The sequence below is a fragment of the uncultured Streptococcus sp. genome (assembly GCF_963516515.1).
GTDB lineage: Bacteria > Bacillota > Bacilli > Lactobacillales > Streptococcaceae > Streptococcus.
The window spans coordinates 109,104-135,942 of the sequence record NZ_CAUQCJ010000001.1; the positions used below are offsets into that span (position 1 = coordinate 109,104).

Below are 26,839 nucleotides of genomic sequence, written 5' to 3' on the forward strand. Positions count from 1 at the left end.
TATCTAAAAATACTAGTCAGGTCTCTAGCTTTGGTCCCATAGGAGAAAGCGTCTACTGACAAATGCTTTAGCTTTTAGTCAGTAGTGAGACGTGGAGCGTATGCATTTTTATTTGTCATTTGTTTATTCCTTTTCTTTTATGAAGAATCTTCAGTCGGCTACTTGTAAAAACTGGTCTTTTCTTCCAAACTTCTACGATAGTCTTCTTCATAGTCGTAGAGAGGAGTTGGGTAGTCACCGTCAAAGTAAGCGACACAGAGACCACCATTTGGCGCATCTGTTTCAATCCCAATCGAATCAATCAATCCCTCAACAGAGAGATAAGTCAGACTGTCTGCCCCAATGATTTGACGCGTTTCTTCAACCGTATGATTGGCTGCAATCAGTTCCTGACGGGTCTGGATATCAATCCCGTAGAAGCATGGATAAGCTAGCGCTGGACTACCAATTGCAACGTGAACCTCAGTCGCACCTGCTTCTTTCAAAAGCTGAACGATACGGCGAGAGGTTGTCCCACGAACAATGGAATCATCCACCATGACCACACGTTTGCCTTTAACAACGCCTGAAACAGCAGACAGTTTCATCCGCACCCCTTGCTCCCGCAATTCTTGAGTCGGTTGGATAAAGGTACGTTGGGTGTATTGGTTCTTGATGAGGCCCATTTCGTTTGGTAAACCTGATTCTTCCGCAAATCCCATAGCCGCGCTGAGGGAAGAATTGGGTACACCGACCACGATATCTGCCTCATGCTTGAATTCACGCGCCAATTGGGCACCCATACGTTTACGTGCAGTATGGACATTGACACCGTGGATATTAGAATCAGGACGAGCAAAGTAGATATACTCCATTGAACAAATCGCCAACTGGGTTTCATCTGTATAGCTGTCATACTGGATGCCTTTGTCATCAATGATCACAATCTCACCTGGCTTCAAATCACGAATCCACTCAGCACCAATGACTTCAAAAGCGCAGGTTTCAGAGGAAACAACCACCGCTCCATTGGCCATTTTCCCGATAGAAAGAGGACGGAAACCATTAGGATCAAGAGCCGCAATCAACTTGTCTTCAAACAGTAAGATATAGGCGAAGCCACCTTTGACAAGACTGAGCGCCTCCTTGATTTTGCCCATTAAGTTCGGATTATGACTGCGACGAATGAGGTGAGCCAAGATTTCCGAGTCCGAAGTCGCGCTGAAAATCGCTCCTCTATCTTCCAATTCTTTCTTGAGAGAGGCCGCATTGGTCAAGTTTCCATTATGAGCCAACCCAAACTGCATATCGTGAAAACGGAAAAGGAAGGGCTGGATATTATCTACAGAAGCTTCGCCAGCAGTCGCATAACGAACATGCCCAATCGCACCAGTTCCTGTCAATTTATCCAAATTAGCAGGATTTCTGAAGACTTCTGATAAAAGTCCCATGTCACGATGGCGCTTTAACTGTCCCTGGTCATTGGAGAGGATTCCTGCCCCCTCCTGACCACGGTGCTGAAGACTGTGGAGACCAAAATAGGTCAATTTAGCAGCATCTGGATGTCCCCAGATACCGAAAACACCACATTCTTCATTAAGAGATTTTACTTCGTATGTCATTTTATATACCTTTTATTTCCCTGTGAAATAACGCACCGCTGATGCGAATAGGTGCTGGTCTTTATTTCCTGGGATGTTTTGGAAGAGACCGTCTTCATAACGTTCTGAGTGACCCATCTTCCCGATGATTTGACCGTTCTTGCTGGTAATTCCTTCGATGGCATTTACCGAACCATTCGGATTGTACTTAGAATCCATACTTGGTTTGCCGTTAAAGTCAACATATTGGCTGAAAATTTGTCCATTGTCGCGGAGCTCTGCAAATTCCTCAGCAGTCACGACAAATTTCCCTTCACCGTGCGAAACAGGAATGGCATGAATCTCACCAACTTCCACTCCAACAAGCCATGGTGAGTTGGTATTGGCAATCCGAGTTTCCACCATCTTGGCCACGTGTTGGTTGGCATCATTGTAGAAGAGGGTTGGGCTAGTACTTCTAGCATCTTCAAAGTTTCCGTATGGAAGAAGACCTGATTTGACCAAGGCCTGGAATCCATTACAGATACCGATAATCAAGCCCCCACGAGAGATAAAGCTATCAATAGCCACACGCACTTTTTCATTGAGCAAGATGTTGACGATAAACTTGGCTGAACCATCTGGCTCATCCGCAGCTGAGAATCCACCTGCAAAGAAGAGAATGTTAGCCTTGCCGATGTTGTCAACCATAGTTTCAACTGAATTGACAATGGCTTCTTCATTCAAGGTCACAAATGGCACTAAGTTGACCTCTGCACCTTCTTTTTCGAAAGCCTTAGCTGAGTCATATTCTGAGTTAGTTCCTGGGAAGACTGGGATGTAAACCACAGGTTTTTCAACCTTTTCTTTGACTTTAATCACAACATCTGATACCACAGCTGGAACTTCAGCCAATTCTTTGGCTTGGACAAACTCTGTTGGGTAAACTTCTTCCAGTTTTCCTTGGAAGGCACTGTCAAGCTTGTGTCCATCTAGCTTCACACCGTTGACAGTCAGTGTAAAGTCTGCGCTCGTTTGCCCGATTTTCTCCACTCCAGCGATTTCTTCAGGAGACGTGAAGACAAAGCCGCCTAATTGAGCTGTCAAAGCTGTTTCAAGTTCAGGCAAGGTTACCTCTGCACCAATATGGTTTCCAAAGGTAGCAAGAGCCAAGCTTTCAAGCACACCACCATATTTGACAGCTGATGCAGATGTCACTTTGTGACCAGCTTGGATGTCTTCAAACTGAGCAAAGTTAGACTTAATCAAGTCAAAATCAATCTCTGCAGCAAGTGCTTTACCTGGAATGTAGTAAATGTTTTCACTGGCAGTCTTGAACTCGGGAGAGAGAACCTTACGGCTATCCGCTGTCGTCACCCCAAAGGCGACCAAGGTTGGTGGAACGGTCAATTCTTCAAAGGTACCAGACATAGAGTCCTTCCCACCGATAGATGGCAAACCAAGTTGGATTTGTGCTTCGATAGAACCTAGAAGAGCTGCTACTGGCTGACCGAAACGCTCTGCTTGCTTATCCATGCGCTCAAAATACTCTTGGTAAGAGAAACGAGCCTTGGACCAGTTGGAACCAGCAGCTACTAGACGAGCAGTCGCTTCAATAACCGCATAAGCAGCGCCATGATATGGAGACCATTCTGCCACATATGGATTGAATCCTTGGGCCATGACAGACGCAGTGTGAGTCACACCATGTTGAACTGGCAATTTTTGCACAGAAGCCTCAGTTGGTGTGAGTTGGTAGCGACCGCCAAGTGGGTGATTGACCGTTGAACGACCGACTGAGCAATCAAAGATGGTTTGTAAGCCTTTTTGACTCGCATGGTTGAGATCAGACAGAACCGCAAGGGTATCTGCTTCAAGTGTATCAGCAGATGTTTGACGTTCTTCTGGGAGTTTGACATCCTTGTCCACAACCTTGGCATCAACGACCACGCGCACACCATTGGTGTCAAGGAAACGGCGTTCCAAGTCTACAATGGTTTCACCATTCCAGTGCATAACCAGATTTGGTTTTTCAGTCACTGTCGCAACCACAACAGCGTCAATATTTTCTTTATTACATTCTGCAACGAAGGCATCTACGTCCTCAGGACGAACCACCACAGCCATCCGTTCTTGAGATTCAGAGATGGCAATTTCGGTACCATTCAAGCCTTGGTATTTAAGAGGCACTTTGTTAAGGTCGATTTCAAGTCCATCAGCCAATTCACCGATGGCTACACAGACACCACCAGCACCAAAGTCATTAGACTTCTTGATAAGACGAGTGACATCGCCATTACGGAACAGACGTTGAATCTTGCGTTCTTCGATGGCATTCCCTTTTTGAACCTCAGCGCCAGCAGTTTCCACAGACTCAACTGTTTGAACCTTAGAAGAACCTGTCGCACCACCGACACCATCACGTCCTGTCTTACCACCGAGAAGGATAATGACATCACCCGCTTCAGGTTTTTCACGAACCACATTGCCCTTGGGAGCCGCACCAACAACAGCACCTAACTCCATGCGTTTAGCTACAAAGCCTGGGTGGAAGTACTCACGAACGTAGGTTGTTGCAAGCCCAATCTGGTTACCATATGAAGAATAGCCATGAGCCGCTGTTTTAGAAATGACCTGTTGTGGCAATTTCCCAGCACGCGTTTCCGAAATCGGTGCTGTAATATCACCGGCACCTGAGATACGCATAGCTTGGTAGACATATGAGCGACCTGACAATGGGTCACGAATGGCACCACCGATACAGGTAGCAGCACCACCAAATGGCTCAATCTCAGTTGGGTGGTTATGAGTTTCATTTTTAAACATAAGGAGCCATGGTTCCTTGACACCATCAACGTCTACTTCGATTTCAATCGAGCAGGCATTGATCTCATCTGACACTTCCATGTCGTCCAAACGCCCATTGGCACGCTCATAACGACCAAAAATAGTCGCCATATCCATCAAGGTCTGTGGTTTTTCCGAACGCCCCAACTCCTCACGCATGGCAATATACTTATCATAAGTCGCCTGCAATTGCTTTTGGAATTTCGATGCGGAAAAATCAATGTGTTTCAACTCTGTCTCAAAAGTCGTGTGACGGCAGTGATCAGACCAGTAAGTGTCCAAAACCTTGAGTTCTGTTTCCGTCGGCACGCGCCCGATTGACTTAAAGTAGTCTTGGATAAAGAGCAAATCATCCACTTCCATTGCCATGCCCTGCTCGGCCTTGTAGCGGGCAAAGTCTTCTGCTGTATAGCTTTCAAAGAAAGTCAATTTCGGAATGGTCTTGTCTGACTCTGAAAATTCCTGCTTAGCAATCCCAGTCGTGATGTCCTTGAAACGAGAATCAACTGGATTGAGCAAGTAGTTCTTGACCGCTTCTAACTCAGTCGCATCAATATCTTTATTGACTAAGTAAAGTTGAGCAGTATTGACTGTTACATCACTCGAACTTCCCAGCAAAAGCAAGGCTTCCTGTGAAGAAGCTGCACGCTGGTCAAACTGCCCTGGCAGGCTTTCAATAGCAAAGAAAGCATAGTTGGCAAGATCCGCTTGCACAGCCGCTTCATCCAAGACATGATCTGTCACCTGCTCAGAGAAGATGTGTTTCTCTGCAGGTGCAAACAGGTCCTCTGCCAAGTCAAATACGTCATACACTTGCACGATGCGAATACTTTTCAAGCTTGAAAGTCCCAAGTTATGCTGGAGCTCTCTAACCAAACTCTCTGACTTAACCTGAAAATCAGCCTTTTTTTCAACAAAAATACGTTTATCCATCAATTCTTATTCCTTTATTTCAGCTCTTACAATATTCCCAAACAGCCTTTCGGTTGTTATTTCAACCCTTGCAACTTTTCCCAAACAATCTCATAAACATCTGTTAATTCACCTAGTTCTCTACGGAGTGAAAAGGTCTGGGGACCTTTTCAGCCTGAGTCCTTTTATTTGAGAGACGAAGGTTTTCCGTTGCTAACAGATTATTTCAACCCCTGCAACTTTTCCCAAACAATCTCATAAACGTCGGTTAGTTCTCCCAATCCTCTACGGAAAACATCCTTATCCATGTGGTTGCCATCCGCATCCCACAAGCGGCAGTTATCTGGTGAAAATTCGTCTGCTAAGATAATCTTGCCATCCTTATCAAAACCGAACTCTAGCTTAAAGTCAATCAACTTAAGCCCAATCTCAGCAAACCAAGTTTTCAAGAGTTCATTGATTCGACGAGTTTCTTCCTTCAAGTAGGCAATCTGCTGGTCATCCGCAATCTGTAGGAATTTCACATGCTCGTCATTGATAAATGGATCATCCAAGTCATCATTTTTATAGTAAAATTCGACAATCGGAGTCTCAAAGGCGATACCTTCATCTACGCCAAAACGTTTTGAAAAGGAACCAGCTGTGTAGTTTCGAAGCACAACTTCTAGAGGAATAATCTTAACCTTTTTATTGAGCTGTTCCGTGTCCGAAAGTTTCTCCACAAAGTGAGTCGCTACACCAACCGCATTTAATTTCTCAAAAATAAAAGATGAAATCTGATTATTCAACACTCCCTTACCTGCAATCTGCTCCTTCTTGACACCATTAAAAGCAGTCGCCTGGTCCTTGTAAGTTGAAATAATAAGATTTTCATCCTCAGTTGTATAGATATCTTTAGCTTTTCCCGAATAGATCAATTGTTTTGACATTTTAAAGTTCGCCTTTCGTATTACTTGAGCACATTCTACCACAAAAACCCTAAAATTACAAGAATTTAACCGAATAAATAACACATTTACTTCAAAAATAATAAAGAAAAAACTGCAAGAAGTATCTTTCTCACAGTTTTAAAATCATTTAATACTCTTCGAAAATCAAATTCAAACCGCGTCAACGTCGCCTTGCCGTACTCAAGTACAGCCTGCGGCTAGTTTTCTAGTTTGCTCTTTGATTTTCATTGAGTATAACTCTAAAAACACGAACATTACTCTTTGTTCAAAAATTGATCCAAATAATAGCGCAGATAACTTTTCTTGCCTGTAATCATCTGCAGACGACCCTCCACCCCGTACCGAAGTTTTTCAGCCTGCTCAGAAGTTAGATTAGTCTCCGCCTCGATTTTAAAGAAATTCCCTTTCTCAGTCTTAGTAGCTGTCGCATCAATACTTGTAATAGTAGAATCTAAGAAAAGTTGATTCTTGGCATCATGAGTCGTAGTATAGCGAACAGAATCACCGACCTTGATTCTTGCTACATCTTTTGAACTTAGATAAGCTGTGAGTTTGGCTTTCCCTTCTTTTTCCAAAGACGGATAGAGTTGGGCTAGTAGGGCACCTTCTGCTACCATGATAGAATCACTGGTCTCAGTATTAAGATGAAGCACCCCATCCTCACTCGCCGTAATTTTCCCCTTGTCTAAAAGATTTCCCTGTACCTTCTTACCTGACTCTGCCTCCAAGATTTTCTGCTCTAGAAGGGTCAATTCCTGACCAACCTTAGCCAAGTGTTGGGATTTGATAGACTCCAATTGACTGCTTAAGCCTGACGCATAGGCTTGCTGGGTACCTGAACCTGCATACTGGACACGATAAGTAGCAAGACTGGATTCTAACTGAGAAAGCTGCGCTTCAACCTGCGCCACGGCCTGAGCCTTAGCTTGCGGATTTTCCTCCCCCTGAGACTTGTAGGACTGGTAGAGAGAGTAGGCTAGATTCTGACTGGCCAAGGAAGCACCTGTTTCAATAGCTGACTTAGCTGTCTGGTAATCGCGAATTTTAGCCTCTGTTTGGCTGATGAGATTGCCGATTTCGGCTTGGGTTTGACTAGCTGCTGCATTCTGAGACGCGATGGTCTCATTTTGTTGCGATGTACTAGCCCTAAGACTGCCTGCTTGACTGATGTAGTCGCGAAAGGTGGCTTGGTAGCCAAATTTATCCTCCTCTGGAAAGTAATCCGTCCCTTCTTGCAGACTTTTTTGCAAATACTCCAATTGCTTTTTTTGATCCTTAAGCATGTCCAACTGACTGCCATAAGCCTCTGCTTGGATACCTTCTGCCCCTTCCTGGTATTGAACAAGAAGCTCCCCCTTCTTAACCAGCTTATTTTCTTCCAAATGATTGACAAGAATGCGATTGTTGCTTGTTGACTGGATATTTGCCAGGATACGACTAGGCTCGACAGTAGCTCTAGTAGACAAACTCATCTCCTTCTCTGCAAATATTGCAAAGCCAAGCAAAAACACGAGCAGAAGGGACATGGGTACAATCACCCGACTGGAAAAATTATGGTAACGACGATTATAAAACTCCGCACTTTCTAAAAATTCTGGTTTCATCCTCTCCTCTTTCTAGCTATTCACCAAATGGGCGTAAAATCCACCCCGTGCAAGCAAATCAGCATGCTTTCCTTCTTCAACAATCTTGCCCTGATCCAAGACAACAACCTTCTCTGTCCGCTCAGCAATGGTCAAACGGTGAGCAATGAAAATCAAGGTTTTATCTAAAGACATCAGATTATCAACAATTCGCTTCTCTGTCAGAATATCCAAACTGCTGGTCGCCTCATCCAAAATCAAGACAGGTGCATCTGTCAAGAGAGCACGCGCCAGAGCAATTCTCTGACGTTGACCACCTGAGATCCCTGCCCCATCCGAAGTCAATTCTGTCTGGTAATTCAGTGGCATGCGCTCAATATCCTCCCGAATCTCTGCCAATTCGACCGCCCGTAAGATATCCTCCTGTGTCGTCCCCTCCTTGGCTCCCAAAAGAAGATTGTCCAAAATCGTTCCGTTAAAAACATAGGGCTGTTGAGGCAGATAGTTGATATACTGGCGCAAGGCCTTTTTATCAATCTGATTGAGATTGACACCACCCAGACTAATCTCCCCTTGACTTGGGTCGTAAAAATTAACCATCATCTTGGCCAATGTCGTCTTACCTGACCCTGAAATTCCCACAAAAGCCACCTTAGAGCCTTGGGGAATAGTCAAATTGATATCCGACAAGACATCTCGACCATAGCCATACTTGTAGGAAACCTGCTTGAAGGTCATATCTCCCTTCATCAAGCTCAGATCCTCAACTGTTTTCTTCTCCTCAAACTCAGAAGCTACCAGATAAACCTCATTTAGACGGTTATTGGCAACCTGCGCTGTCTGAAGCTTGGTTTGCAGATTGATGATATTTTCCAAAGGATTGGTAAAATAAACAAGCAAGGTATTATAGGTAATCAACTGCCCCAAACTCATCTTGCCATCCATGACCAGAACAGCCCCCATCCAGAGAATGCCGACATTGAGCAAGAGATGGGCAACCTTTTTCAGAGCCTTTTGCTGACTCTCTGCCCGACTATAGGTAAAGGATTTTTTCAGATAATCCACAAATTCCTTGTCAATCTTTTGGTAACGCTGACTTTCACTGGTCAAGGACTTAATAGTCTCAATACCGTTGATGTCCTCGATGATAGAAGAAGACAGAACCGCATTGGCTTCCATGGTATCCCGATTCATCTTTTCAAACGGCTTCATAAAGGCAAAGATAATCACTGTGTAGATAGGAAGCGCCAATAAAGTCATGAAAAAGAGATTGGTATTTTGTGAAAATAAAACAAGGGAAATAATGACAACCGTTGACACATCTAGGAAAATCGAAAGGATGGTCGAAGCCAGCGCATCGATAATACTGTTAGCATCCGTGAAACGAGACACGATTTCCCCTGTCCTGCGTGTCGCAAAGAAAGACATAGGTAGGTGAAAAACATGCTTGATGTAGGATAAAATCACATCAATCGACAAGCGTTGCCCCAAAACAAGCAAGAGGTACTCCTGAGCGTAAGACAAGACCTGCTGGAGAATATAGACGATAACCAGCCCAATAGAAATAATCCCCAGCGTCGAACGCATCTGATCTGGCACATAGGTATCAATGATAGACTGCAGATAGTAAGAACCCACAATGTTAATCAAGGTTACCAAGAGTGTCGCCAAAACGATATTGGCAATCAAACCACGCTGTTTCACTAATATAGGGATAAAAGATAGCAGACCATTTTTTTGATCCTTATGGGGCTTATAGTCTGGACTAGGCGCCATAAACAGAGTCACTCCTGTCCATTCTTTCGCAAAACGCTCACGTGGTAGTTTGGTCAATTTCACCCCAGGATCTGGATCAGCAATATGAATGCTGCCCTTATCCTGCCCAGTCACCACATAGTAGTGAAGCAATCTCCCTTCCTTAAGCACATGGGCAACAAAAGGAAAAGTCAAATCTGGCAAGTCAAAGAGCGTCATATCCGCCTTAATTGCTCGCGTCTCAAAACCAATTTCCTCTGCCACCTTAACCAAGCCCAAAGCCGTTGTCCCATCCATGGTTGTCTTGGCCAATTCTCGCAAGTGAGCCAAAGAATAGTAACTACCATAGTAACCAAAAACCATGGCTAATGAAGCTACACCGCAGTCCATCTGATCCACCTGCGGACGATAGTGACGTTTCCCAAATTTCATATTCATCTCCTTTTTCCTAATACTCAATGAAAATCAAAGAGCAAACTAGGAAACTAGCCGCAGGCTGCTCAAAACACTGTTTTGAGGTTGTAGATAGGACTGACGAAGTCAGTCACATATATACGGCAAGGCGACGTTGACGTGGTTTGAATTTGATTTTCGAAGAGTATAAACTCATCTGATAACAACTATCTTACCCCAATCCTCAAACAAAAACTGGACTTCCTCCCCAAATGCGCCTATCTACCTCCCAAATGCACTTTTAGAATAAAAAATAGGCAGAACAAACGTCCTACCTAAAATATATATTTATTCCTTTTTCTTCCTAACTCTTTTGTCAATCATATGCAAAACGATAATCGAAAACAGCGGTGGTACAATATAACTCTTTTCACTCATTGTCAGCTGAAATCCCAGGGTTGCTAGTATCTTAAAGATGAAAATATTCATCAAAAATAGAAAAACAAATACTAAAAAATATTTTAAAACCTTCTTCATTTCTTTTCTTCAACTTTCCTAATTTCTACACCTATTTTATCAAAAATATATGTAAAACTCCAAATAAACACCTCAACTGCACTTTTTGGGGCAAAAAATAGGCAGAACAAACGTCCTACCTACTAAAAATATGGTATGAAAGGAAATTGATTTTTTACTGTCACCCTAGGCAAGCTTGGGACAAATAAATCATTGATAGTAACCTTTACGACATCCTATTTAAAGTTCCTTCAATTTTTAATGTCCCTGCTATTTCTAAGCCACCTATGGTATGATCTATTCATAGTCAGAATAGATAACACCGTTCTAAATTACGATTCATAGTTTTTCTTACATTCTTTAATAAAATATGTATCAAATTGTTAAAATTAACGTCTGCTTCCTAGATGACGACCGTACATATAGGTAACGACTCCTAAAATACCCCAAGCGATAGCTGTAGAAGTAGTAATAATAAGTCCGCCCTTGGTACTAGCCAAATCTGCTTCTGCCATGAACTCAAATTTTTCTTCTAATTTTTTCATATCCTACCTACTCCTTTAAATATATTAACCAAACGTACGAGATAACCAATAACCCACTACTCCAGCTCCACCTGCAGCAAGCAATGAGCCTCCAATAACAATCAATAAACCTACTCCACCTTGTACTTGCTCTAATTCATTTTGGTCTACGATTTCAAATTGATTCAAATTTTGCATGATATACTCCTTTTTAAATAATACTAGCTAATCCAATAGCTACTCCTACTAATAAACCCACCATTCCTGAGGCTGATATAATAATAGCCGCAAATTCGTTTGAAAACTTCATTGATTCTCTCATTATCTCTTGTTTCGGCTAATTCCAATAGCTACACCTGCACTTAAACCGGCAAATGCTGAACCTGCAATAATACTAGCTGCTACTGCTATCGGAATAATTCCCCCATCCACATTCACCAACTCTTCTTCTGTAAGAGCTACAAAGTTCTGTTCCATTTTGTCAAAATTTGTCATCTTTTTTTCTCCTTAATTTTTATATATTTTTATATGTTTAGACTCTAAACTACTTTTTATTGATCTTATATCCTAGATAAAATAGCCCAAATAAAACAGGGTAAATTTCTGGATAAAATAGGGTATTGATTGGATTTCTCAAAATCAAATACGTTGCGATGTAGACTATGAGCGATACGATAAAATACCCTTCAGCAAAACCTAATAAGAATTGTTTCATGGTAGACTCCTATTTACTAAAAAACAATCTACCATCTTTTTATCCACCTCGTGATGCCGACTGATAACCATTATACGCACCCCAAGCTAATAGTCCGACAGCCAAAATACCACCACCAACCAAAAGTAACACTCCTCCCCCATCAACTTCTTGCAGTTCAATATCACTTAACGTAGTATAATTTTGTTCAATAGTTTGTAAACTTAACATATTTATCCTCCATTTTAATAATAAAAATTAGTTTTCTTTTAATACACCAATAATAATCATCAATACACTCATAACAAATGCAGATAACAGTCCTTTAGTAGTACTATTGAAAAAAGGTCTATCAAAAACATAATAATTATATGCAGACAATCCTAAACCAACGGCAGTCACCACAATTGTAATAACGAGTAGTATAATCCAAAATGTTTTCTTGCTCATATTTATCAAATACTATGGATGAGTAATATAGTAGAATGTTTTACCAGCAGCTTCACCAGCTTGGTAAATCCCCCAGCCAATCGCAATACCCAAAGAGACTACCTCCCAAGCAATCCCCCCATCCACATCCATCAACTCTTCTTCTGTAAGAGCTACAAAGTTCTGTTCCATTTTGTCAAAATTTGTCATCTTTTTTCTCCTCTTGTTCTATTTTTTCTAAATCTTATCTTCTAAAAAATGGGGTTCCAATAAATACACCGCGTAACAATAGACCTGTAATTAAACCACGTTGATAACTTTCCTTGCTACCACCCACCAGCAAGGCTAAGTCGCTTTCCTTTAATACTTCAATAGCATACTTATCATTCATTTCATTCATATCTTATCCTCCTAAAAACCAAAACCTCTACGAAATCCAATGTACCAATCTACAAGGGTCTTCGTCCAATTTTCTCCACCTTGAATATCGGTCAATTCTTCCGATGTTAGCTCAACAAATCCATAGTAATGTTCTTTCATTATTTTCCTTCCTTTCTTTTTTCTTCTCACTTATTTATTCGAAAAAATTTTCTAAAATGTACAACTAAATTAAATTTATTTAAAAAATAACTCAGTGAACCATGGGTAGAACATTGATATAAACATAAACCAGACTCCTTTCCTTTTCCTCTTATTTATCTATTCGAAAAACAATTCAAAAATGTACAGCTAATTAAATTTATTTGAAAAATAATTTAGTAAACCATGGATAGAAAATTGGTAGATACATGAACTAGGCTCCTTTCTGTTTCCTCTTACTTATCTATTCGAAAAAGAAGTCAAAAAAATAAGAATATCAGAAAATTTTCCGACATTCTTATTGATAACTTCATTCAAATCTAACAGATATTAGACATTAAGGTGTTTTTTAGTGTTCTTCTGGCTGTTCGTGATACGGGGAAGTGCAAGCCTTCTAACAGGGTCACTTCTGTCGCAGTCATCTCTTCAATGGCCTGTAAACTGACCAACGTATTGCGATTGGCATAGACAAAGTAATCTTTTTCAGCCTTAGCAGCGATATCTTTGAGACTGCCATAAATGGTCTTGATAGAATGATTGGCATAATAGACCTTGATACGATGGGATTCCACTGAAGTTTCAAAGGCTAAAATCTCATGGTAGGGCAGAGTAAAGCCCCGTCTTCCCTCAAAACTATAGGTAAAGAGACGCATATTTTCCCTCTTATCCACTGCTAATACATAGTCCAAACAGCGCTCCAGCTGATGACGGTAGTCCTCCTCAGACTGATCCTTGGAAATAAAATCCAAGGCAGACAAGTGGTAGCGAAAAGCTAGAGGCAAGGCCTCCGAGTGCGTAGACACAAAGACAATGCTTGTAAAGGGATCTCGCTCCTGAATCTGTTGAGCAACCTGAAAGCCCCGTTCACGCTCTCCATCAATCTCTAAATCCAATAAATAGAGCTGGTAATGGTCAAAATACTGAGAATACTTTTCAACATCTCCATAGTTTTTGGCAATATCAATTTCCAATCTCAAATTGCGAGAGCGACCAATATCTAGTAAAGTCTGCTCTATCCGTCCTTGCTGGACTTTATCGTCTTCCAAAACTAAAATTCTCATTCCTCTCCCCCTCGTTTCTCATCCTTAAATGGCAATTCTAAGTCTTGTCTAAAGGTCGTCTCTCCTAGCTGGGTATCTAAGTTTAAATCATAATGAAAAACCATATCCTCCAAGGTTGCTAAGCCCAGTCCACTGTGGTTTCCCTTGGTAGAGTAACCCTTTTGACTGAGAATGCTGGGATTCAGTTCTTCTTTCTTACGAGTGTTTTCAATGATAAAACGGACACTCCTATCGCCTGCCAATAAAGCAACTCGAATCTGCGGATTTTCCGCCTCACTGGCTGCCTCTAAGGCATTTGTCGTGAGGATAGAGAGGATACGGATAGCCTCCAACATCGGCAAAGCCAGCTCTTCTACGACCCCCACCGTCTCCAAACTAAAATGAATTCCTTGCTTATCTGCCACAATCATGGCTTTTGCCAAGGTATTGCGAATGGCTATATCATGGATATTATGAAGATTAAAGGCCGTGTAATCCGCCTTCCTCAGCTTTTCATTGGTCTTTAGAAAGACATCTTGATAAATGGTAGACACCTCAGCCATGTCTTGATTGGCTATGGCAGGCTCCATACTGGCGACAATTCCTGCAAAATCATGACGGAAACCTCGCACTTCATCATAGAGATGACCTAGCTTGTCCACCATCCCTTGCAAGGAACGATTTTCATCTTCCTGTCTCTGAATGGTCTGCTCATCACGATAAACCTGCTCCAAATGCTTGATGTAAAAGAGCCAAGAGAAAAAGAGAATGAAAATTAGGAGAGAGATGGTCGTGTCAAAACGAACGTAGAAAGAACTATTTATATTGGTCATAAACGAAGAGAATATCCTAAACACAGTCAGAGGTAGGATAATGAAAAAACTCTTACGATAGTGGATTTTGAAAGCATCTGAAAAGAATAAATCCAAATCCAAAGACCAACGCTTCATTATTTTACAACATAGAAATATTGATAATAAATCAAATACAGATCTATATAACGTGGAAAACGAATCTACAAAACAACAAGGCTCACCGGATAATACACGAATCCAAATTGTCAAAAATAAATAACGAATACTCTGAAAGAAGAGAAAAAGATACAGAGAAAGAAAAAAAGCTTCCCCTTTTCTTTTATGCAATTCTAATAAAAAAACACAGTAAAAGAAGAGAATGATTCCTATATGGAATAATTCTCCAAATGTTTGACGAGCAGATAAACTAATTAAAAATACAAGGACCCAATAACGTTTTTTATAAAATTCTGGGGAAATTTGAGCACCCAAATAAATAGTAGGTACCATGGTTGAAACGACTACCAACAGTATATATAGCACAGAAACTAAGAATTCTAAAATAATCATAAATAAATCTAATCTCTAACGAATACTGTGAATTTAAGCAAAGTGTCTACCCGTACTAAATAACTTATCGCACCATTTTACGGCATCTTCAAAAATCCCTCCACCATTCACTTCCTTCAATACCTCTGGGGTTAACTCTTCAAATTGTTCCAATTCTACAAATGTATTTTTCATTTCCATGACAGACTCCTTTTCATTATTTTATAGCTAACTCTATCCCCTGCTCCATCTACAAAAGGCTTTAGCTTCCTTTTAAAATACAAGAAATCTAAAGCCTCCTGAAAATGGTATATTGGTTAGAGCGTTAACGATTAGTTGTGAAGATATTATTTTTATTTAACCACGACCACTTTATAATATTCGTTTGAGTGTGGAGATTCAATCTTAATTTTTTCACCGTATAAACCATCGATTTCTTTATCCAGATAATCTGAAACTCCTGATGGTAAGCGTTTCATCTTAAGAATTTCACCAGATTGACCCGCATAGGCTAAGATGTGATAGTGGGTTGTAGCCATACCATCATCAATTAATACAAAGTAACCTGTTTTGAGCTTACCTTGCTCATTTTCTAAATAGTATAGTTTATTGTTATTGATTGTAAAGCTGGTAGCCCCAAGACGAAGTCGTGCACCTGGATTTTCTAAATAGACATCATTGCCAGCTTTTTTAATCTCTGAATAGGTTGTCATTGCTGGAATATTAACCACACGATGTCCATTTTCATCAAAGTAGTAGCGATTTGGTAAGTTTTGGAAGTTCTGTACAACCGCCTTAGAATCAATTTCTTGTCCTTCTTCTTTATTATCCACTAAAGCTAAGGTAGTATTTGCAACCTCATCCCCATATTTATTAGAAAACTTCTTGAACTCTGGTCTGATATACCAAGCATTTTTTTCAATAATAACATCGTCACCTTTAGCATTTAGCAAATATTCTTGCCCATCTCCAAGTTTGACAATATCATGAATATTGTATCCAGCATCTTTTCTATTTGCTAGATAGCCATCCTTACCAATGACATAACTTTCCCCATCACTGGCTGGAACAGCTCTATCCGCAACCATAGCACCTGATTTTTCAAAGTAAGACCATTTACCATTTGCAGTCGCCCATCCTGTTGCCATAGCACCACTGCCTTTGAGGTAATACCATGTAGACCCTTCTTGGTACCAACCTGTACGCATGGCGCCACTATCTGCTAGTGAGTACCATGTGCTACCTTCCTTGTACCAGCCAGTACGCATAGCGCCACTATCTGCTAGGGAATACCATGTATTTCCGTCTTTGAGCCAGCCTGTCTGCATGTTACCAGAAGCGTCAAAGTGGTACCAAGAACCAGCATTTTGCACCCATTTATCCTTAGCGAGGCTGCCATCTTGAGAAAGATTCCAGTCAGACCCATTTTTAACCCAAGTATCTGCAGCCTGTGCTTGGTTGATAGATAAAAGTAGACCAGCACCTACAAGCAAACCAAGTGTGAGTAGTTTAGATTTTTTCATAGCCATTTCCTCCTTTATTGAATAGCTATAAGAGGACTTCCCTCTTTATTTAGCTATATTCTAATACTTTTCATAGTCAAAGTCAATAATATTGTGAAAAATTAGACAATATTACCAATATCTACGGATTGTATTTTGAGTAATGCCATATTGATCCATATAAGAAACATATCGGCCTGGATATGGAGCATGAACAACCTTTCCACCACCAACATAAATACCTACATGATCATTTGTCTCTTCACTATTATACAAAATCAAATCTCCAGCTTGTTGAGAACCATTACTTACATAACTTCCTCCTGTTGCTTGATCATAGGTTACTCTAGGAATACTAATATCAAACTTAGCATGAATAGCCATCGTAAATCCTGAGCAATCTACGCCACTATCCAAATCTGCCCCACCCCAAACATAGGGGATTTTACCTACAAATGTCTCGGCATATTCACCAAGTGCCTGTCCACGATTTTCTACCCATACACCACTGTCTCTAAAGAAGTATGGTGTACCATTCACACGTTGATAACCAGTGACCATAGCACCACTAGCAGATAAGTAGTAATAATTACCATCAGGTTGAATCCAAGTATTTTCTTTCATCCATCCTTGGTCATCAAAATAGTACCACTTCCCATCTAATTGTTCCCAATTTTTAGCATAACCACCTGAACCGTATTTAAACCACCATTTACCATTGGTTTGCATCCATGTTCCTTTCGGATCACGATATTGATTGAAAACTTTCTTCTCTTGATTGCCCTCTGCTTAAGTTTCTTTATCTTCAAAACCAATCAATTTTACTTGATCAGCTTCTTCAGATTTTATCTTGCCTTGATTAACTAATTGAGCAATCGCTTCTTTCTCACTTGCTGATGGGGAATCAGCATAGGCTACCGTAGTATTTGCTAGGAGAACGCCTCCTGCAAGAACCAACAAACTAGAATAAAGATACTTTTTCATCATAGAAATCCTTTCTTTTTTCTCCTTTTTGGAGATTGATTTTTTCTGACTCTATTATATCCCTTATTTGTCCTCAGATTTCTACTGTCCCTAGAAAGACTAAATCTGTTCCTAAACGGTCATTTGAACCAAAGAAAAATTCCAAAGCAAATGCCTTGGAACTTCGATTTCTACTCAACAATCACTTTTGTCATATCAAGAGCCATTGGTTGATAATATACATCAGGGTGCTTATTATCCCTAATAATCTCACCATATTCAACAAAACCAAACGATTTATAAAAATTAATCACTTTATCTTCATTAACACTATCCAAATAAACCATTTTACCACCTAAAATACTCTGAGCTAATTGAATTTTTTCAACCACTAATTCCATAACTTGCTGACCAATAATTTTATTAAAGTGTAAATTTCTACCAAATTGAGCAATCAAAAGTCCTGGTATATAATTTAAGTTTCTCGCGTTTTTCCCACTTAAAACAAAAGATTTTTTGTTATCATTATCTAATTCTTGAACATTAACAATTTTTAATGTTAGTGTAAAAAAACCTAAAATCTCAAATCTATCTCCTGATATCTCTTGATCAATAATAATAAAATTTCTTGATTTATGTGTCAGCTCTGTTGTAATTGCGTCATTTTTAAGATACTCTAACATATCCTCATTTTTACCAAACGACACTTGCTCCGAAACAATCTTAGAAAAGTTCTCACGGACTTTTTGACGTATTCTCCGTTCATTAGTATATTCAGGATTTCTAGTAATAACGGTTTGTCGTATAAATTTGATGACATCCCCTAGTGGTAAGGCATATAATTTCATACTTTATCTTACCAGCTTCTCTAGACCTAGTAAGGAAGGTTGTTCTTGTTTATCTGTATTCTTTTTGATAATATCAAGCAACAAATCAGTTGATTTAGAGGCTTGAATTTTTTCAAAATCTTCTTTTGTGAGTGTGATATCACGAGTAATACTGAATGTAGCCACGAGTATACTTCCTTTCTCTTCTAATAAGTCCATTATAACGTGTTTTTCCCATTTTTACAAGGATATCCGATATTCCTCATTACTAAACACCATCTACTTCCGTTGCCTTGGAACTTCGATTTCTATTTTGCTTGAATGATTTTAACTACATCTCCTACACTTTGCAATTGGTCAATTTCCTCATCACTGATTTCGATGCTAAATTCATCTTCCAGTGTCAAGATAAACTCCATCAAGTCAACTGAGTCAGCATCCAAATCATATTTTAGACTCAAAGCTTCTGTCACAACAAAGTCTTCTCCCTGTCGCTCTTGGATAATGGTCACAATACGGTCAAAAATTTCTTTTTCTGTCATCTCTTTTATTCTCCTGAAAATTCACGCGCAGTCTGGGCAACTACGTCTGTTTCTAGCATGGTACGAATCTGGCGGATTGTACTATAAACAGCCTTGGCATCGCTTGAGCCATGAGTCTTGACAACAGGTGCCTTGACACCAAACAAGACTGCTCCACCAACATCTGAATAGTTGAGCTGTTTTTTCAAACCTCTGAGGCTGTCCTTGAGAAGAAGGGCGCCTAGTTTCGCTCGAAGACCACCACCTGTAATAGCGGTCTTGAGCAAGCCCATAATTCCCATGGCTGTCCCTTCAATGGATTTGAGCACTGCGTTTCCCGTGAAACCATCTGCCACGACCACATCCGCAACACCATTCATCAAATCACGCGCTTCCACGTTTCCGATAAAGTTCAAACTTTCATCAGCTGCTAGTAATTCGTAGGTTTCCTTACGAAGCGGGTCGCCCTTACTACTTTCTGTTCCATTGTTAAGCAAACCAACACGTGGTTGCGCAATACCGCGGACATTTTTAGCATAGAAGGAACCTAGAACCGCGTATTGATGGAGGTGCTGGGCTGTATTCTCCGCATTGGCACCGAGGTCCAGCATATCAAAACCCTTCCCATCTACAGTCGGCAAGGTCGACATAAGCCCAGGACGATCGATATTCTTGATACGACCCACGATGAAAAATCCTGCTGCCAACAAAGCACCTGTATTCCCAGCTGAGAGGACAGCGTCTGCTTCACCCTCTTTGACAGCCTTGGCCGCCAAGACCATACTGGCATTTTTCTTCTTCCGAATAGCTCTCGTAGGTTCATCGTCTGAATCAATCTTTTCATCCGTATGGATAATGCTGACGCGCTCTGTCGCTGTCAGATATTGCTTGATTTTAGCTTCATCTCCGTAGAGTTGAACCTCAATATCTGAAAAGTCAGCTAGGGCTTGATTGACACCCTCAACGATGGCCTGAGGTGCGTAATCGCCTCCCATGGCATCTACTGCGATTTTTTTCATTTCTTTTCCTCTTTTAGTAATTGTCCCCAGTCTGCTAGAGAATCAATAAATTTCTTTGATTTTAGGTGAATCCCAACGTACTCTTCGTAGAGTTGATCCATAAATTGGCGTAGCTCTTGCTTAATTTCAGGTTTTAGCGAAATAGTTTCCAAGGTTTCAAAATCAATGGCTTGAAATTGATTGAGCAGATAGGGGATATTGGGATTGAGATGGCAACGTCTCTCATCTTCATGATAATGATCTGGACAGAGGCAGGCTCCATATTTAAAAGAAAAGTCAAAAGCCTGACCGACCCGATGGCAGAAGACACACTCATTAAAATTGAGGCTAATTCCAAATCTGGTCAAGATTTGGATTTCAAAAATATTGGTCAAAACCTGATAATCCAAACCCTCTTCCATCAACTCCAAAGTCTTTTGCAAAAAAGCAAACAAGGGAGCATCCTGCTGATTGTCCTGCAAACTAGCATCTGCAAGAGCTGCTACGTAGGTCGCATAAGCCATGACAAAGAGATCACTATTAATCTTGGGAAAGGTCATGACCTCATGATAGTCCTCGATGTAGCTGAGCCCGTCATCATTGATTCGCAAGAGAAATCGTGCCAGCACCAAGGGTTGAATAACAGGCGCCAGTTTGGATTGACCAGCGTGTTTGACGAAAAACATGCGCTTGCCAGCCTGCTCTGTAAAAATCTTGACTAACTTGTCATCCTCACGAAAGTTACGATTGTAGAGCACCAAGCCTTGACTCGTGATAGACTGAATCATGCTTCTCTCATGTACTCCTCAAGTCGTTTCATGGCTTCTTTGATCGTCTCCATGCTGGCTGCATAAGATAGGCGAACATAGCCTTCCCCATAACGCCCAAAGGCTGCACCAGGGATAAAGGCAACTGCCTTCTTCTGAGCAAAATCCTTCAGGAAAGCAAAGGAGTCTTGATTGTAGCCCGCTGGAATCTTAGCAAAGATATAGAAGGCCCCGTCTGGTTTGATAATCTCAAAACCAAGAGTAGTCATTTGCTCGATGATATAATCTCGACGCTGGATGTATTCCTTTTTCATAGGCTCCGCATCGTTTTTACCAGCCGTCAAGGCTTCTATCGCAGCGTGTTGAGCCATGGTATTTGCGGCAGTAACCAAATACTGGTGACTCTTGATTAATTGGGCTGTGAAGGCCGCAGGAGCGAAAATCAGCCCCAAACGCCAACCTGTCATAGCATGCGATTTCGACAAACCATTGATAATAATAGCCTGATCTCTCAACATAGTTCCTAGAGACACATGGGCTTCCCCTGTGTAGGTCAATTCTGAGTAAACCTCATCACAGACAACGAAAATCTCATACTTGCGTAAAACAGCTGCCAAGGCTTCCAATTGCTCCCGACTATAGGTAATTCCTGTCGGATTAGCTGGATAGTTGAGAATAACCGCCTTGAGCTTGTCCCCCTGCTCCAAAATGGCCTTTTCCAACATCTCAGGAGTCAAGACAAACCCATTTTCAATCGTATCAATCTCGACAACCTCTGCCCCAACTAGATTGACAATCGGTTCATAACCCGGATAAGCAGGAGCTGGCAAGAGTACCTTGTCTCCCTCTTCCAAAATAGCTGTCAAAGTAGCAGATAAAGCCTCTGTCGCCCCAATTGTAACCAAGATTTCATTTTCAGGAGCATAGTCCAGTTGGTACTTTTCCTTAACAAAATCACTGGCCGCCTGACGTAAGGTCAGCAGACCACTCATCCCTGTATAGTAGGATTGGTTCTGGTCAATCGCTCGCTTGGCCGCCTCCTTGACATGATCTGGCGTTGTAAAATCAGGTTCTCCCAAGGTCAAACGCAAGACCCCAGGAATCTCCGAAATAGCCTGGTCAAACTGACGAATCAACGAAACTTGAATCTTATCTAACTGTTTATTAAAGCGCTTAGTTAAATCCATAGATACCTCCTACTGTCAAAACGTATCTCTATTATACTACAAAAGCACCCCGACCGCAAAAATACATGATAGAATAACGCTAGCATAACAAATTGAAGTATGTTAATTTAAATTGATTACAACACTATGTTTTTAGAATACTCAATGAAAATCTCATGAGACTAGGAATCGAGGTGAAAGCATAACTAAAGTTAGGTAAGCCGAAGATGACAACGTATCATGAGATTTTCGACGAGTATTGAGGTTTTGATAATCTTCGTTACAACTATTCTAGCACCATTACTGATTACTATTACCGGTAATGTCATTTCTGAGTGGATAGTCAGAAAGTGGTTAGATAAGCGCGACAAAAAAGTATAACCTGAGTTTAGTTTTAATGTAACTGGACAAAAAGAAATACCAGAGGTGGAGCTCTGGTATTTTTGTTTTTGCCAAGACTTCGTTACAGTTCTTGTAGGATTATTATTACATAATTAGCACTACTTGTCAAATAATTGTTAGCTCCACTTTCTATTTTACTTTTCCTCTTTACAGGTCTATAATGGTAACAGATTCTATTTGGAGGTTTTTATGTCATTTCTATCAAAAAATGGAGCAGGTATCTTGGCCTGCCTTCTGATTTCACTACTTGCTTGGTATCTGGGCGGATTCTTCCCTGTTATTGGCGCGCCCGTTTTTGCGATTTTCATAGGCATGCTCCTACATCCCTTTCTCTCGTCTTATAAACAACTGGATGCGGGATTGACCTTTAGTTCCAAGAAATTGCTCCAGTATGCCGTTATCTTGCTTGGTTTTGGTCTCAATATCTCGCAAGTCTTCGCAGTTGGGCAATCTTCGCTCCCTGTTATACTGTCCACCATTTCAATAGCCTTGATTGTTGCCTACTTCTTCCAGCGCTTCTTTGCACTGGGTACAAAACTGGCTACCTTGGTTGGAGTAGGTTCTTCTATCTGTGGGGGTTCTGCCATTGCGGCGACAGCGCCCGTTATCCATGCCAAGGAAAAGGAAGTAGCCCAAGCCATCTCCGTTATCTTTTTCTTCAATGTCTTGGCTGCGCTCATATTTCCAACGCTAGGTACCTGGCTTCATCTATCCAATGAAGGCTTCGCCCTCTTTGCAGGGACTGCGGTCAATGATACTTCCTCTGTAACCGCCACAGCTAGCGCTTGGGACAGTCTCTACCAGACCAATACCCTCGAATCCGCAACCATTGTCAAACTTACGCGGACACTGGCTATCATCCCCATCACTCTCTTTCTCTCCTACTGGCAAAGTCGCGAGCAAAAAAATAAGCAAGGCCTTCAACTGAAAAAAGTCTTCCCACTTTTTATCCTTTACTTTATCCTTGCATCTCTCCTAACCACCCTACTGACCTCTCTTGGGGTATCCAGTAGTTTCTTTACCCCTCTCAAACAACTCTCCAAATTCCTCATTATCATGGCCATGAGTGCTATCGGTCTCAAAACAAATCTGGTCGCTATGGTCAAATCCAGCGGAAAATCCATTATTCTCGGAGCCATTTGCTGGATTGCCATCATCCTCACTAGTCTTGGAATGCAGACCCTTATCGGCATTTTCTAATACTCTTCGAAAATTTCTTCAAACCACGTCAACGTCGCCTTGCCGTAGGTATGGTTACTGACTTCGTCAGTTCTATCCACAACCTCAAAACTGTGTTTTGAGCAGCCTGCGACTAGTTTGCTCTTTGATTTTCATTGAGTATAACACAAAAGGTAGCCCACCAGCTACCTTTTCTTATGCTTCCTTAATCAAGCGTGTATGTTCTCTCTTAATACAACGATTCATCACGATGTCATCGCATCCACCAGCACGCAAGATTTCTTCCGCTTCTAGACTTTCAAGTCCTAGCTGTGCCCAAAAAATCTTGGCATCAGCCTTGAGAAAATCACGCGCCACATCTGACAAAAACTCACTGCGACGGTAAACATTGACAATATCTACAGGAAAAGGAATCTCTGCTAGACTAGCATAAGCCTTCTCACCCAAGATTTCGCCACCTGCCGCCTTGGGATTGACTGGAATAATTTTATAACCCCGAGCCTGCATTTCCTTGGTCACTCGATTGCTAGTTGTTTCTTCACGGTCTGATAACCCCACTACAGCAAGGGTTTTACTCGTTGCTAGATACTGACGAATTACGCCATCACTTGGATTGATAAATTCTTGACTCATAGAAATCCTCCTTTTTCATCAGTATAGCACAATTTGAAAAGGCTTGCAGAATTCTACTACAAAAAAGGAGGACTAGCCCCCTTTTTATTTAGCCTCGTACCAGGTTGCCCCTTCATTTTCATCTGCGATGAGGGGAACACTGAGTTGAATGGCTTCTTCCATGGTTTGTTTGACCAATTTTTTCATCTCTGCTAATTCAGATTTCGGAACTTCAAGGACGATTTCATCGTGCACTTGTAACAGCATCTTAGTCTGATAACCACCTGCAACCAAGGCTTTATCCAGCTGAATCATAGCAATCTTGAGAATATCTGCCGCCGACCCCTGGATAGGAGAGTTGATAGCTGTCCGCTCCGCAAAACCACGAATATTGAAGTTGCGCGAATTGATATCTGGCAACTCACGACGACGCTTGAAGAGGGTCTCTACATAGCCCTTATCACGCGCCTCACGCACCACTTCATCCATGTAGTTTTTAATACCTGGGAAGCGTTCAAAGTAGGTATCAATGTAGGCTTTAGCTTCCTTACGGCTGATGCCCAGATTATTAGACAAACCAAAATCTGAAATCCCATAAACTACTCCAAAGTTAACTGCCTTAGCATTACGACGGTCGTTTGCAGTCACATCCTCAGGACGTTCAATACCAAAGACACGCATGGCTGTTGAGGTATGGATATCCGCCCCCTCTTGGAAAGCCTTAATCAAGTGCTCATCCTTAGAAATATGCGCCAAAACGCGCAATTCAATCTGTGAATAGTCGGAGCTGAGTAGCACACTATCCTCCCACTCAGGCACAAAAGCCTTACGAATGAGACGGCCTTGCTCCAAACGCACAGGGATATTTTGCAAGTTAGGATCCACACTAGACAGACGCCCAGTCTGGGTCAAATCCTGCACATAGCGAGTATGAATCTTGCCATCAGCCAAAATCCAGTCCTGCAAACCAATTACATAAGTCGATTGAATCTTGGCAATCTGACGGTAATCCAGGATTTTCTTAACAATCGGTGCAATAGGAGCCAGACGCTCTAACACATCCACCGCTGTCGAATAACCAGTCTTGGTTTTCTTGGTGTATTCTAGAGGAAGACCAAGCTTTTCAAAAAGAAGCACGCCCAACTGCTTAGGCGAGTTGATATTAAACTCCTCACCAGCTAACTCGTAAATCTCTTGAGTCAGTTTTTCAATAACAAGCTCATTTTCAGCCTGCATCTCAAGTAAGGTCTCTTTCTTGACCCTAATCCCAGCGATTTCCATCTTAGCAAGGACAAAAGCCAGAGGTTGCTCCATGTCATAGAGAAGCTCTAATTGCCCATTTTCACTGAGTTTTTCAAGCAAAATAGGCTCTGTTTCAACCAAAACAGCAAGCTTACGAGCCAAGTATTCTAAGAATTTCTCACGTACAGGAATGGCTCTCTTGACACCCTTACCGTAGAAAGTTTCATCATCAACCAAATAAGTCTGACCATAAAGACTCGCGATGGTCGCAATTTCATTGTCCTCCACAGTCGAAAGGAGGTATTTAGCCAAACGGCTGTCAAAAGCAGGCGCCTGCAAATTCACACCAAAACGATTCAAGAGAACTTTAGCCTTCTTAAAGTCATACACTCTCAGAGGTGTTTTTTCTAGAAAATCCTTGAAAGTAGGCTCTTGCAAAAGTTCAAGCTTGTCTGTAGCATAAAGCTTATCCCCACAAGACCAAGCAAATCCAACCAAATCATCCGTATGGTAATTCTCACCAAAAAGCTCAAAATGGAAGATAGACTCGGCACTAAGCATATCTTGACTAACTTGGTCAACGATAGTAAAGTCCAAACTCTCAGCCACATCAGCTGACGATGCATTTAAAGCCTGCTTGAGCTGTTTGAAGCCCATCTCATCGTAGAATTTCCCAAGATTTTCCACATCTGGACCACTATAGACCACATCCTCCAAACCAATCTCAATCGGTGCCTTGGTATCAATGGTCGCCAGTGTTTTCGACAAAAAGGCCTGTTCCTTATCATGGATGAGATTTTCCTTCATCTTAGAAGCCTTCATCCCATTGATATTCTCATAAATCCCCTCGAGTGAGCCATGCTCCATCAAGAGTTTGATACCCGTCTTTTCACCGATTTTGGTCACCCCAGGGATATTATCCGACTTATCTCCCATGAGCGCCTTGAGATCGATAAACTGAGTCGGTGTGAGCCCCATCTTTTCCATGAGATAATCTGGCGTAAAGGCCTCAAACTCAGCCACACCTTTCTTGGAAATCTCAACCACCGTATGCTCATCCGTCAGCTGAATCAAGTCCTTGTCCCCACTGACAATGGTAATATCAAAACCATCCTGCTCTGCTAGCTTATCTAGCGTCCCGATAATGTCATCCGCCTCATACTGAGCCAACTCATAGTGACGAATCCCCATATGATCCAGCAACTCACGAATGAAAGGAAATTGCTCACGAAACTCATCAGGAGTCTTAGCACGACCACCCTTATAGTCCGCATACATCTCTGTACGGAAGGTCGTCTTTCCCGCATCAAAAGCCACCAAAATATGACTCGGCTCAACCCGCTCCAACAAATGGCTCAACATCAACTGAAAGCCATAAATCGCATTGGTATGCAAACCAGCCGCATTCTTAAAACGGTCCAACTGCTGATAGAGCGCAAAAAACGCCCGAAAAGCAACAGAAGACCCATCAATCAATAATAATTTTTTCTTATCCATACACCCATTATAAAGGAAAGCACCAAAAAATACCATTGG

Annotated in this window: 29 protein-coding genes and 1 pseudogene; 1 reads left to right on the forward strand and 29 read right to left on the reverse strand. The window is 41.5% G+C overall.

Annotated elements, in window-relative coordinates; genetic code table 11:
• Window positions 1-158: 158 nt before the first annotated feature.
• From purF to RYL77_RS00635, 27 genes and pseudogenes are all read right to left on the reverse strand, one after another.
• A complete protein-coding gene (gene purF / locus RYL77_RS00505) occupies window positions 159-1,601 on the reverse strand; it encodes an amidophosphoribosyltransferase (RefSeq protein ID WP_315009038.1) in 1,443 nt (480 codons plus the stop codon).
• 12 nt (window positions 1,602-1,613) lie between these two features.
• Complete coding sequence (locus tag RYL77_RS00510; RefSeq protein ID WP_315009040.1) at window positions 1,614-5,339, reverse strand: phosphoribosylformylglycinamidine synthase; 3,726 nt, start codon at window positions 5,337-5,339, stop codon at window positions 1,614-1,616.
• A 56-nt stretch (window positions 5,340-5,395) separates the two neighbouring features.
• Window positions 5,396-5,538 (reverse strand): annotated as a pseudogene (locus RYL77_RS00515) (phosphoribosylaminoimidazolesuccinocarboxamide synthase).
• Between the two features lies 1 nt (window position 5,539).
• Window positions 5,540-6,247 (reverse strand): phosphoribosylaminoimidazolesuccinocarboxamide synthase, encoded by a 708-nt coding sequence (gene purC / locus RYL77_RS00520; protein ID WP_315009041.1) that lies wholly within the window; start codon window positions 6,245-6,247, stop codon window positions 5,540-5,542.
• Window positions 6,248-6,522: 275 nt separating this feature from the next.
• Window positions 6,523-7,872: a competence pheromone export protein ComB gene (comB, locus tag RYL77_RS00525; protein WP_315009042.1), complete on the reverse strand. Its 1,350-nt coding sequence runs from the start codon at window positions 7,870-7,872 to the stop codon at window positions 6,523-6,525.
• A 12-nt stretch (window positions 7,873-7,884) separates the two neighbouring features.
• A complete protein-coding gene (comA, locus tag RYL77_RS00530; RefSeq protein ID WP_315009043.1) occupies window positions 7,885-10,038 on the reverse strand; it encodes a peptide cleavage/export ABC transporter ComA in 2,154 nt (717 codons plus the stop codon).
• 309 nt (window positions 10,039-10,347) lie between these two features.
• Complete coding sequence (locus RYL77_RS00535) at window positions 10,348-10,536, reverse strand: hypothetical protein (protein ID WP_315009044.1); 189 nt, start codon at window positions 10,534-10,536, stop codon at window positions 10,348-10,350.
• 368 nt (window positions 10,537-10,904) lie between these two features.
• Window positions 10,905-11,060, reverse strand: a complete 156-nt coding sequence (locus RYL77_RS00540) for a hypothetical protein (protein WP_315009046.1) — start codon at window positions 11,058-11,060, stop codon at window positions 10,905-10,907.
• Between the two features lie 24 nt (window positions 11,061-11,084).
• On the reverse strand, window positions 11,085-11,237 hold the full coding sequence (locus tag RYL77_RS00545) for a class IIb bacteriocin, lactobin A/cerein 7B family (protein ID WP_153193720.1): 153 nt from the start codon (window positions 11,235-11,237) through the stop codon (window positions 11,085-11,087).
• A 123-nt stretch (window positions 11,238-11,360) separates the two neighbouring features.
• Window positions 11,361-11,534, reverse strand: coding sequence for a class IIb bacteriocin, lactobin A/cerein 7B family (locus RYL77_RS00550; RefSeq protein WP_049522357.1), 174 nt, complete (start codon window positions 11,532-11,534; stop codon window positions 11,361-11,363).
• A gap of 49 nt (window positions 11,535-11,583) precedes the next feature.
• Window positions 11,584-11,754: a hypothetical protein gene (locus tag RYL77_RS00555; RefSeq protein ID WP_315009049.1), complete on the reverse strand. Its 171-nt coding sequence runs from the start codon at window positions 11,752-11,754 to the stop codon at window positions 11,584-11,586.
• A gap of 39 nt (window positions 11,755-11,793) precedes the next feature.
• Window positions 11,794-11,964 carry a H354_08695 family bacteriocin-like peptide gene (locus tag RYL77_RS00560; protein ID WP_315009051.1) on the reverse strand — a complete coding sequence of 57 codons (171 nt, stop codon included), beginning with the start codon at window positions 11,962-11,964 and terminating at the stop codon, window positions 11,794-11,796.
• A 231-nt stretch (window positions 11,965-12,195) separates the two neighbouring features.
• Window positions 12,196-12,372: a class IIb bacteriocin, lactobin A/cerein 7B family gene (locus RYL77_RS00565; RefSeq protein WP_000180820.1), complete on the reverse strand. Its 177-nt coding sequence runs from the start codon at window positions 12,370-12,372 to the stop codon at window positions 12,196-12,198.
• A 34-nt stretch (window positions 12,373-12,406) separates the two neighbouring features.
• Window positions 12,407-12,562, reverse strand: a complete 156-nt coding sequence (locus tag RYL77_RS00570) for a hypothetical protein (RefSeq protein WP_315009053.1) — start codon at window positions 12,560-12,562, stop codon at window positions 12,407-12,409.
• 11 nt (window positions 12,563-12,573) lie between these two features.
• Window positions 12,574-12,702 (reverse strand): smi_0059.1 family bacteriocin-like peptide, encoded by a 129-nt coding sequence (locus RYL77_RS00575; protein WP_000658221.1) that lies wholly within the window; start codon window positions 12,700-12,702, stop codon window positions 12,574-12,576.
• A gap of 359 nt (window positions 12,703-13,061) precedes the next feature.
• Entirely contained in the window at window positions 13,062-13,802 is a 741-nt protein-coding gene (locus RYL77_RS00580) for a response regulator transcription factor (protein ID WP_315009055.1), read from the reverse strand.
• On the reverse strand, window positions 13,799-14,614 hold the full coding sequence (locus tag RYL77_RS00585; RefSeq protein ID WP_296173187.1) for a GHKL domain-containing protein: 816 nt from the start codon (window positions 14,612-14,614) through the stop codon (window positions 13,799-13,801). Before RYL77_RS00585 ends, RYL77_RS00580 begins: the two co-directional genes overlap by 4 nt.
• 564 nt (window positions 14,615-15,178) lie before the next feature.
• Window positions 15,179-15,325, reverse strand: a complete 147-nt coding sequence (locus RYL77_RS00590; RefSeq protein ID WP_000425305.1) for a smi_0057.1 family bacteriocin-like peptide — start codon at window positions 15,323-15,325, stop codon at window positions 15,179-15,181.
• Window positions 15,326-15,477: 152 nt separating this feature from the next.
• Window positions 15,478-16,647 carry an N-acetylmuramoyl-L-alanine amidase family protein gene (locus RYL77_RS00595; protein WP_315009058.1) on the reverse strand — a complete coding sequence of 390 codons (1,170 nt, stop codon included), beginning with the start codon at window positions 16,645-16,647 and terminating at the stop codon, window positions 15,478-15,480.
• Window positions 16,648-16,758: 111 nt separating this feature from the next.
• Entirely contained in the window at window positions 16,759-17,355 is a 597-nt protein-coding gene (locus RYL77_RS00600; protein ID WP_315009060.1) for an NlpC/P60 family protein, read from the reverse strand.
• 60 nt (window positions 17,356-17,415) lie between these two features.
• Window positions 17,416-17,610: a hypothetical protein gene (locus RYL77_RS00605; protein WP_315009061.1), complete on the reverse strand. Its 195-nt coding sequence runs from the start codon at window positions 17,608-17,610 to the stop codon at window positions 17,416-17,418.
• A 170-nt stretch (window positions 17,611-17,780) separates the two neighbouring features.
• Entirely contained in the window at window positions 17,781-18,437 is a 657-nt protein-coding gene (locus RYL77_RS00610; RefSeq protein ID WP_315009063.1) for a hypothetical protein, read from the reverse strand.
• Between the two features lie 3 nt (window positions 18,438-18,440).
• Window positions 18,441-18,635 (reverse strand): hypothetical protein, encoded by a 195-nt coding sequence (locus RYL77_RS00615; RefSeq protein WP_102211087.1) that lies wholly within the window; start codon window positions 18,633-18,635, stop codon window positions 18,441-18,443.
• A gap of 89 nt (window positions 18,636-18,724) precedes the next feature.
• Window positions 18,725-18,958 (reverse strand): acyl carrier protein, encoded by a 234-nt coding sequence (locus RYL77_RS00620; RefSeq protein WP_315009065.1) that lies wholly within the window; start codon window positions 18,956-18,958, stop codon window positions 18,725-18,727.
• Between the two features lie 5 nt (window positions 18,959-18,963).
• Entirely contained in the window at window positions 18,964-19,956 is a 993-nt protein-coding gene (plsX, locus tag RYL77_RS00625) for a phosphate acyltransferase PlsX (protein WP_023932889.1), read from the reverse strand.
• Window positions 19,953-20,723 carry a DNA repair protein RecO gene (gene recO / locus RYL77_RS00630; RefSeq protein ID WP_050261986.1) on the reverse strand — a complete coding sequence of 257 codons (771 nt, stop codon included), beginning with the start codon at window positions 20,721-20,723 and terminating at the stop codon, window positions 19,953-19,955. The genes plsX and recO overlap by 4 nt, the downstream gene beginning before the upstream one ends.
• A complete protein-coding gene (locus tag RYL77_RS00635) occupies window positions 20,720-21,889 on the reverse strand; it encodes a pyridoxal phosphate-dependent aminotransferase (protein WP_315009066.1) in 1,170 nt (389 codons plus the stop codon). Before RYL77_RS00635 ends, recO begins: the two co-directional genes overlap by 4 nt.
• A gap of 570 nt (window positions 21,890-22,459) precedes the next feature.
• On the opposite strand from RYL77_RS00635, the gene RYL77_RS00640 reads away from it, so the two are divergent.
• Window positions 22,460-23,470 carry a YeiH family protein gene (locus RYL77_RS00640; protein WP_315009068.1) on the forward strand — a complete coding sequence of 337 codons (1,011 nt, stop codon included), beginning with the start codon at window positions 22,460-22,462 and terminating at the stop codon, window positions 23,468-23,470.
• A 174-nt stretch (window positions 23,471-23,644) separates the two neighbouring features.
• Here RYL77_RS00640 and RYL77_RS00645 read toward each other — a convergent pair whose 3' ends face one another.
• Entirely contained in the window at window positions 23,645-24,082 is a 438-nt protein-coding gene (locus RYL77_RS00645) for a CoA-binding protein (RefSeq protein ID WP_315009070.1), read from the reverse strand.
• 84 nt (window positions 24,083-24,166) lie between these two features.
• Window positions 24,167-26,800 (reverse strand): DNA polymerase I, encoded by a 2,634-nt coding sequence (gene polA / locus RYL77_RS00650; protein WP_315009075.1) that lies wholly within the window; start codon window positions 26,798-26,800, stop codon window positions 24,167-24,169.
• Window positions 26,801-26,839 lie beyond the last annotated feature (39 nt).

Bases quoted from the DNA above. Each gene is read 5' to 3' on its own strand.
- purF (WP_315009038.1), bottom strand. From the start codon at position 1,601: ATGACATACGAAGTAAAATCTCTTAATGAAGAATGTGGTGTTTTCGGT.
- RYL77_RS00510 (WP_315009040.1), bottom strand. From the start codon at position 5,339: ATGGATAAACGTATTTTTGTTGAAAAAAAGGCTGATTTTCAGGTTAAG.
- purC (WP_315009041.1), bottom strand. From the start codon at position 6,247: ATGTCAAAACAATTGATCTATTCGGGAAAAGCTAAAGATATCTATACA.
- comB (WP_315009042.1), bottom strand. From the start codon at position 7,872: ATGAAACCAGAATTTTTAGAAAGTGCGGAGTTTTATAATCGTCGTTAC.
- comA (WP_315009043.1), bottom strand. From the start codon at position 10,038: ATGAAATTTGGGAAACGTCACTATCGTCCGCAGGTGGATCAGATGGAC.
- RYL77_RS00535 (WP_315009044.1), bottom strand. From the start codon at position 10,536: ATGAAGAAGGTTTTAAAATATTTTTTAGTATTTGTTTTTCTATTTTTG.
- RYL77_RS00540 (WP_315009046.1), bottom strand. From the start codon at position 11,060: ATGAAAAAATTAGAAGAAAAATTTGAGTTCATGGCAGAAGCAGATTTG.
- RYL77_RS00545 (WP_153193720.1), bottom strand. From the start codon at position 11,237: ATGCAAAATTTGAATCAATTTGAAATCGTAGACCAAAATGAATTAGAG.
- RYL77_RS00550 (WP_049522357.1), bottom strand. From the start codon at position 11,534: ATGACAAATTTTGACAAAATGGAACAGAACTTTGTAGCTCTTACAGAA.
- RYL77_RS00555 (WP_315009049.1), bottom strand. From the start codon at position 11,754: ATGAAACAATTCTTATTAGGTTTTGCTGAAGGGTATTTTATCGTATCG.
- RYL77_RS00560 (WP_315009051.1), bottom strand. From the start codon at position 11,964: ATGTTAAGTTTACAAACTATTGAACAAAATTATACTACGTTAAGTGAT.
- RYL77_RS00565 (WP_000180820.1), bottom strand. From the start codon at position 12,372: ATGACAAATTTTGACAAAATGGAACAGAACTTTGTAGCTCTTACAGAA.
- RYL77_RS00570 (WP_315009053.1), bottom strand. From the start codon at position 12,562: ATGAATGAAATGAATGATAAGTATGCTATTGAAGTATTAAAGGAAAGC.
- RYL77_RS00575 (WP_000658221.1), bottom strand. From the start codon at position 12,702: ATGAAAGAACATTACTATGGATTTGTTGAGCTAACATCGGAAGAATTG.
- RYL77_RS00580 (WP_315009055.1), bottom strand. From the start codon at position 13,802: ATGAGAATTTTAGTTTTGGAAGACGATAAAGTCCAGCAAGGACGGATA.
- RYL77_RS00585 (WP_296173187.1), bottom strand. From the start codon at position 14,614: ATGACCAATATAAATAGTTCTTTCTACGTTCGTTTTGACACGACCATC.
- RYL77_RS00590 (WP_000425305.1), bottom strand. From the start codon at position 15,325: ATGGAAATGAAAAATACATTTGTAGAATTGGAACAATTTGAAGAGTTA.
- RYL77_RS00595 (WP_315009058.1), bottom strand. From the start codon at position 16,647: ATGAAAAAATCTAAACTACTCACACTTGGTTTGCTTGTAGGTGCTGGT.
- RYL77_RS00600 (WP_315009060.1), bottom strand. From the start codon at position 17,355: ATGCAAACCAATGGTAAATGGTGGTTTAAATACGGTTCAGGTGGTTAT.
- RYL77_RS00605 (WP_315009061.1), bottom strand. From the start codon at position 17,610: ATGAAAAAGTATCTTTATTCTAGTTTGTTGGTTCTTGCAGGAGGCGTT.
- RYL77_RS00610 (WP_315009063.1), bottom strand. From the start codon at position 18,437: ATGAAATTATATGCCTTACCACTAGGGGATGTCATCAAATTTATACGA.
- RYL77_RS00615 (WP_102211087.1), bottom strand. From the start codon at position 18,635: ATGGACTTATTAGAAGAGAAAGGAAGTATACTCGTGGCTACATTCAGT.
- RYL77_RS00620 (WP_315009065.1), bottom strand. From the start codon at position 18,958: ATGACAGAAAAAGAAATTTTTGACCGTATTGTGACCATTATCCAAGAG.
- plsX (WP_023932889.1), bottom strand. From the start codon at position 19,956: ATGAAAAAAATCGCAGTAGATGCCATGGGAGGCGATTACGCACCTCAG.
- recO (WP_050261986.1), bottom strand. From the start codon at position 20,723: ATGATTCAGTCTATCACGAGTCAAGGCTTGGTGCTCTACAATCGTAAC.
- RYL77_RS00635 (WP_315009066.1), bottom strand. From the start codon at position 21,889: ATGGATTTAACTAAGCGCTTTAATAAACAGTTAGATAAGATTCAAGTT.
- RYL77_RS00640 (WP_315009068.1), top strand. From the start codon at position 22,460: ATGTCATTTCTATCAAAAAATGGAGCAGGTATCTTGGCCTGCCTTCTG.
- RYL77_RS00645 (WP_315009070.1), bottom strand. From the start codon at position 24,082: ATGAGTCAAGAATTTATCAATCCAAGTGATGGCGTAATTCGTCAGTAT.
- polA (WP_315009075.1), bottom strand. From the start codon at position 26,800: ATGGATAAGAAAAAATTATTATTGATTGATGGGTCTTCTGTTGCTTTT.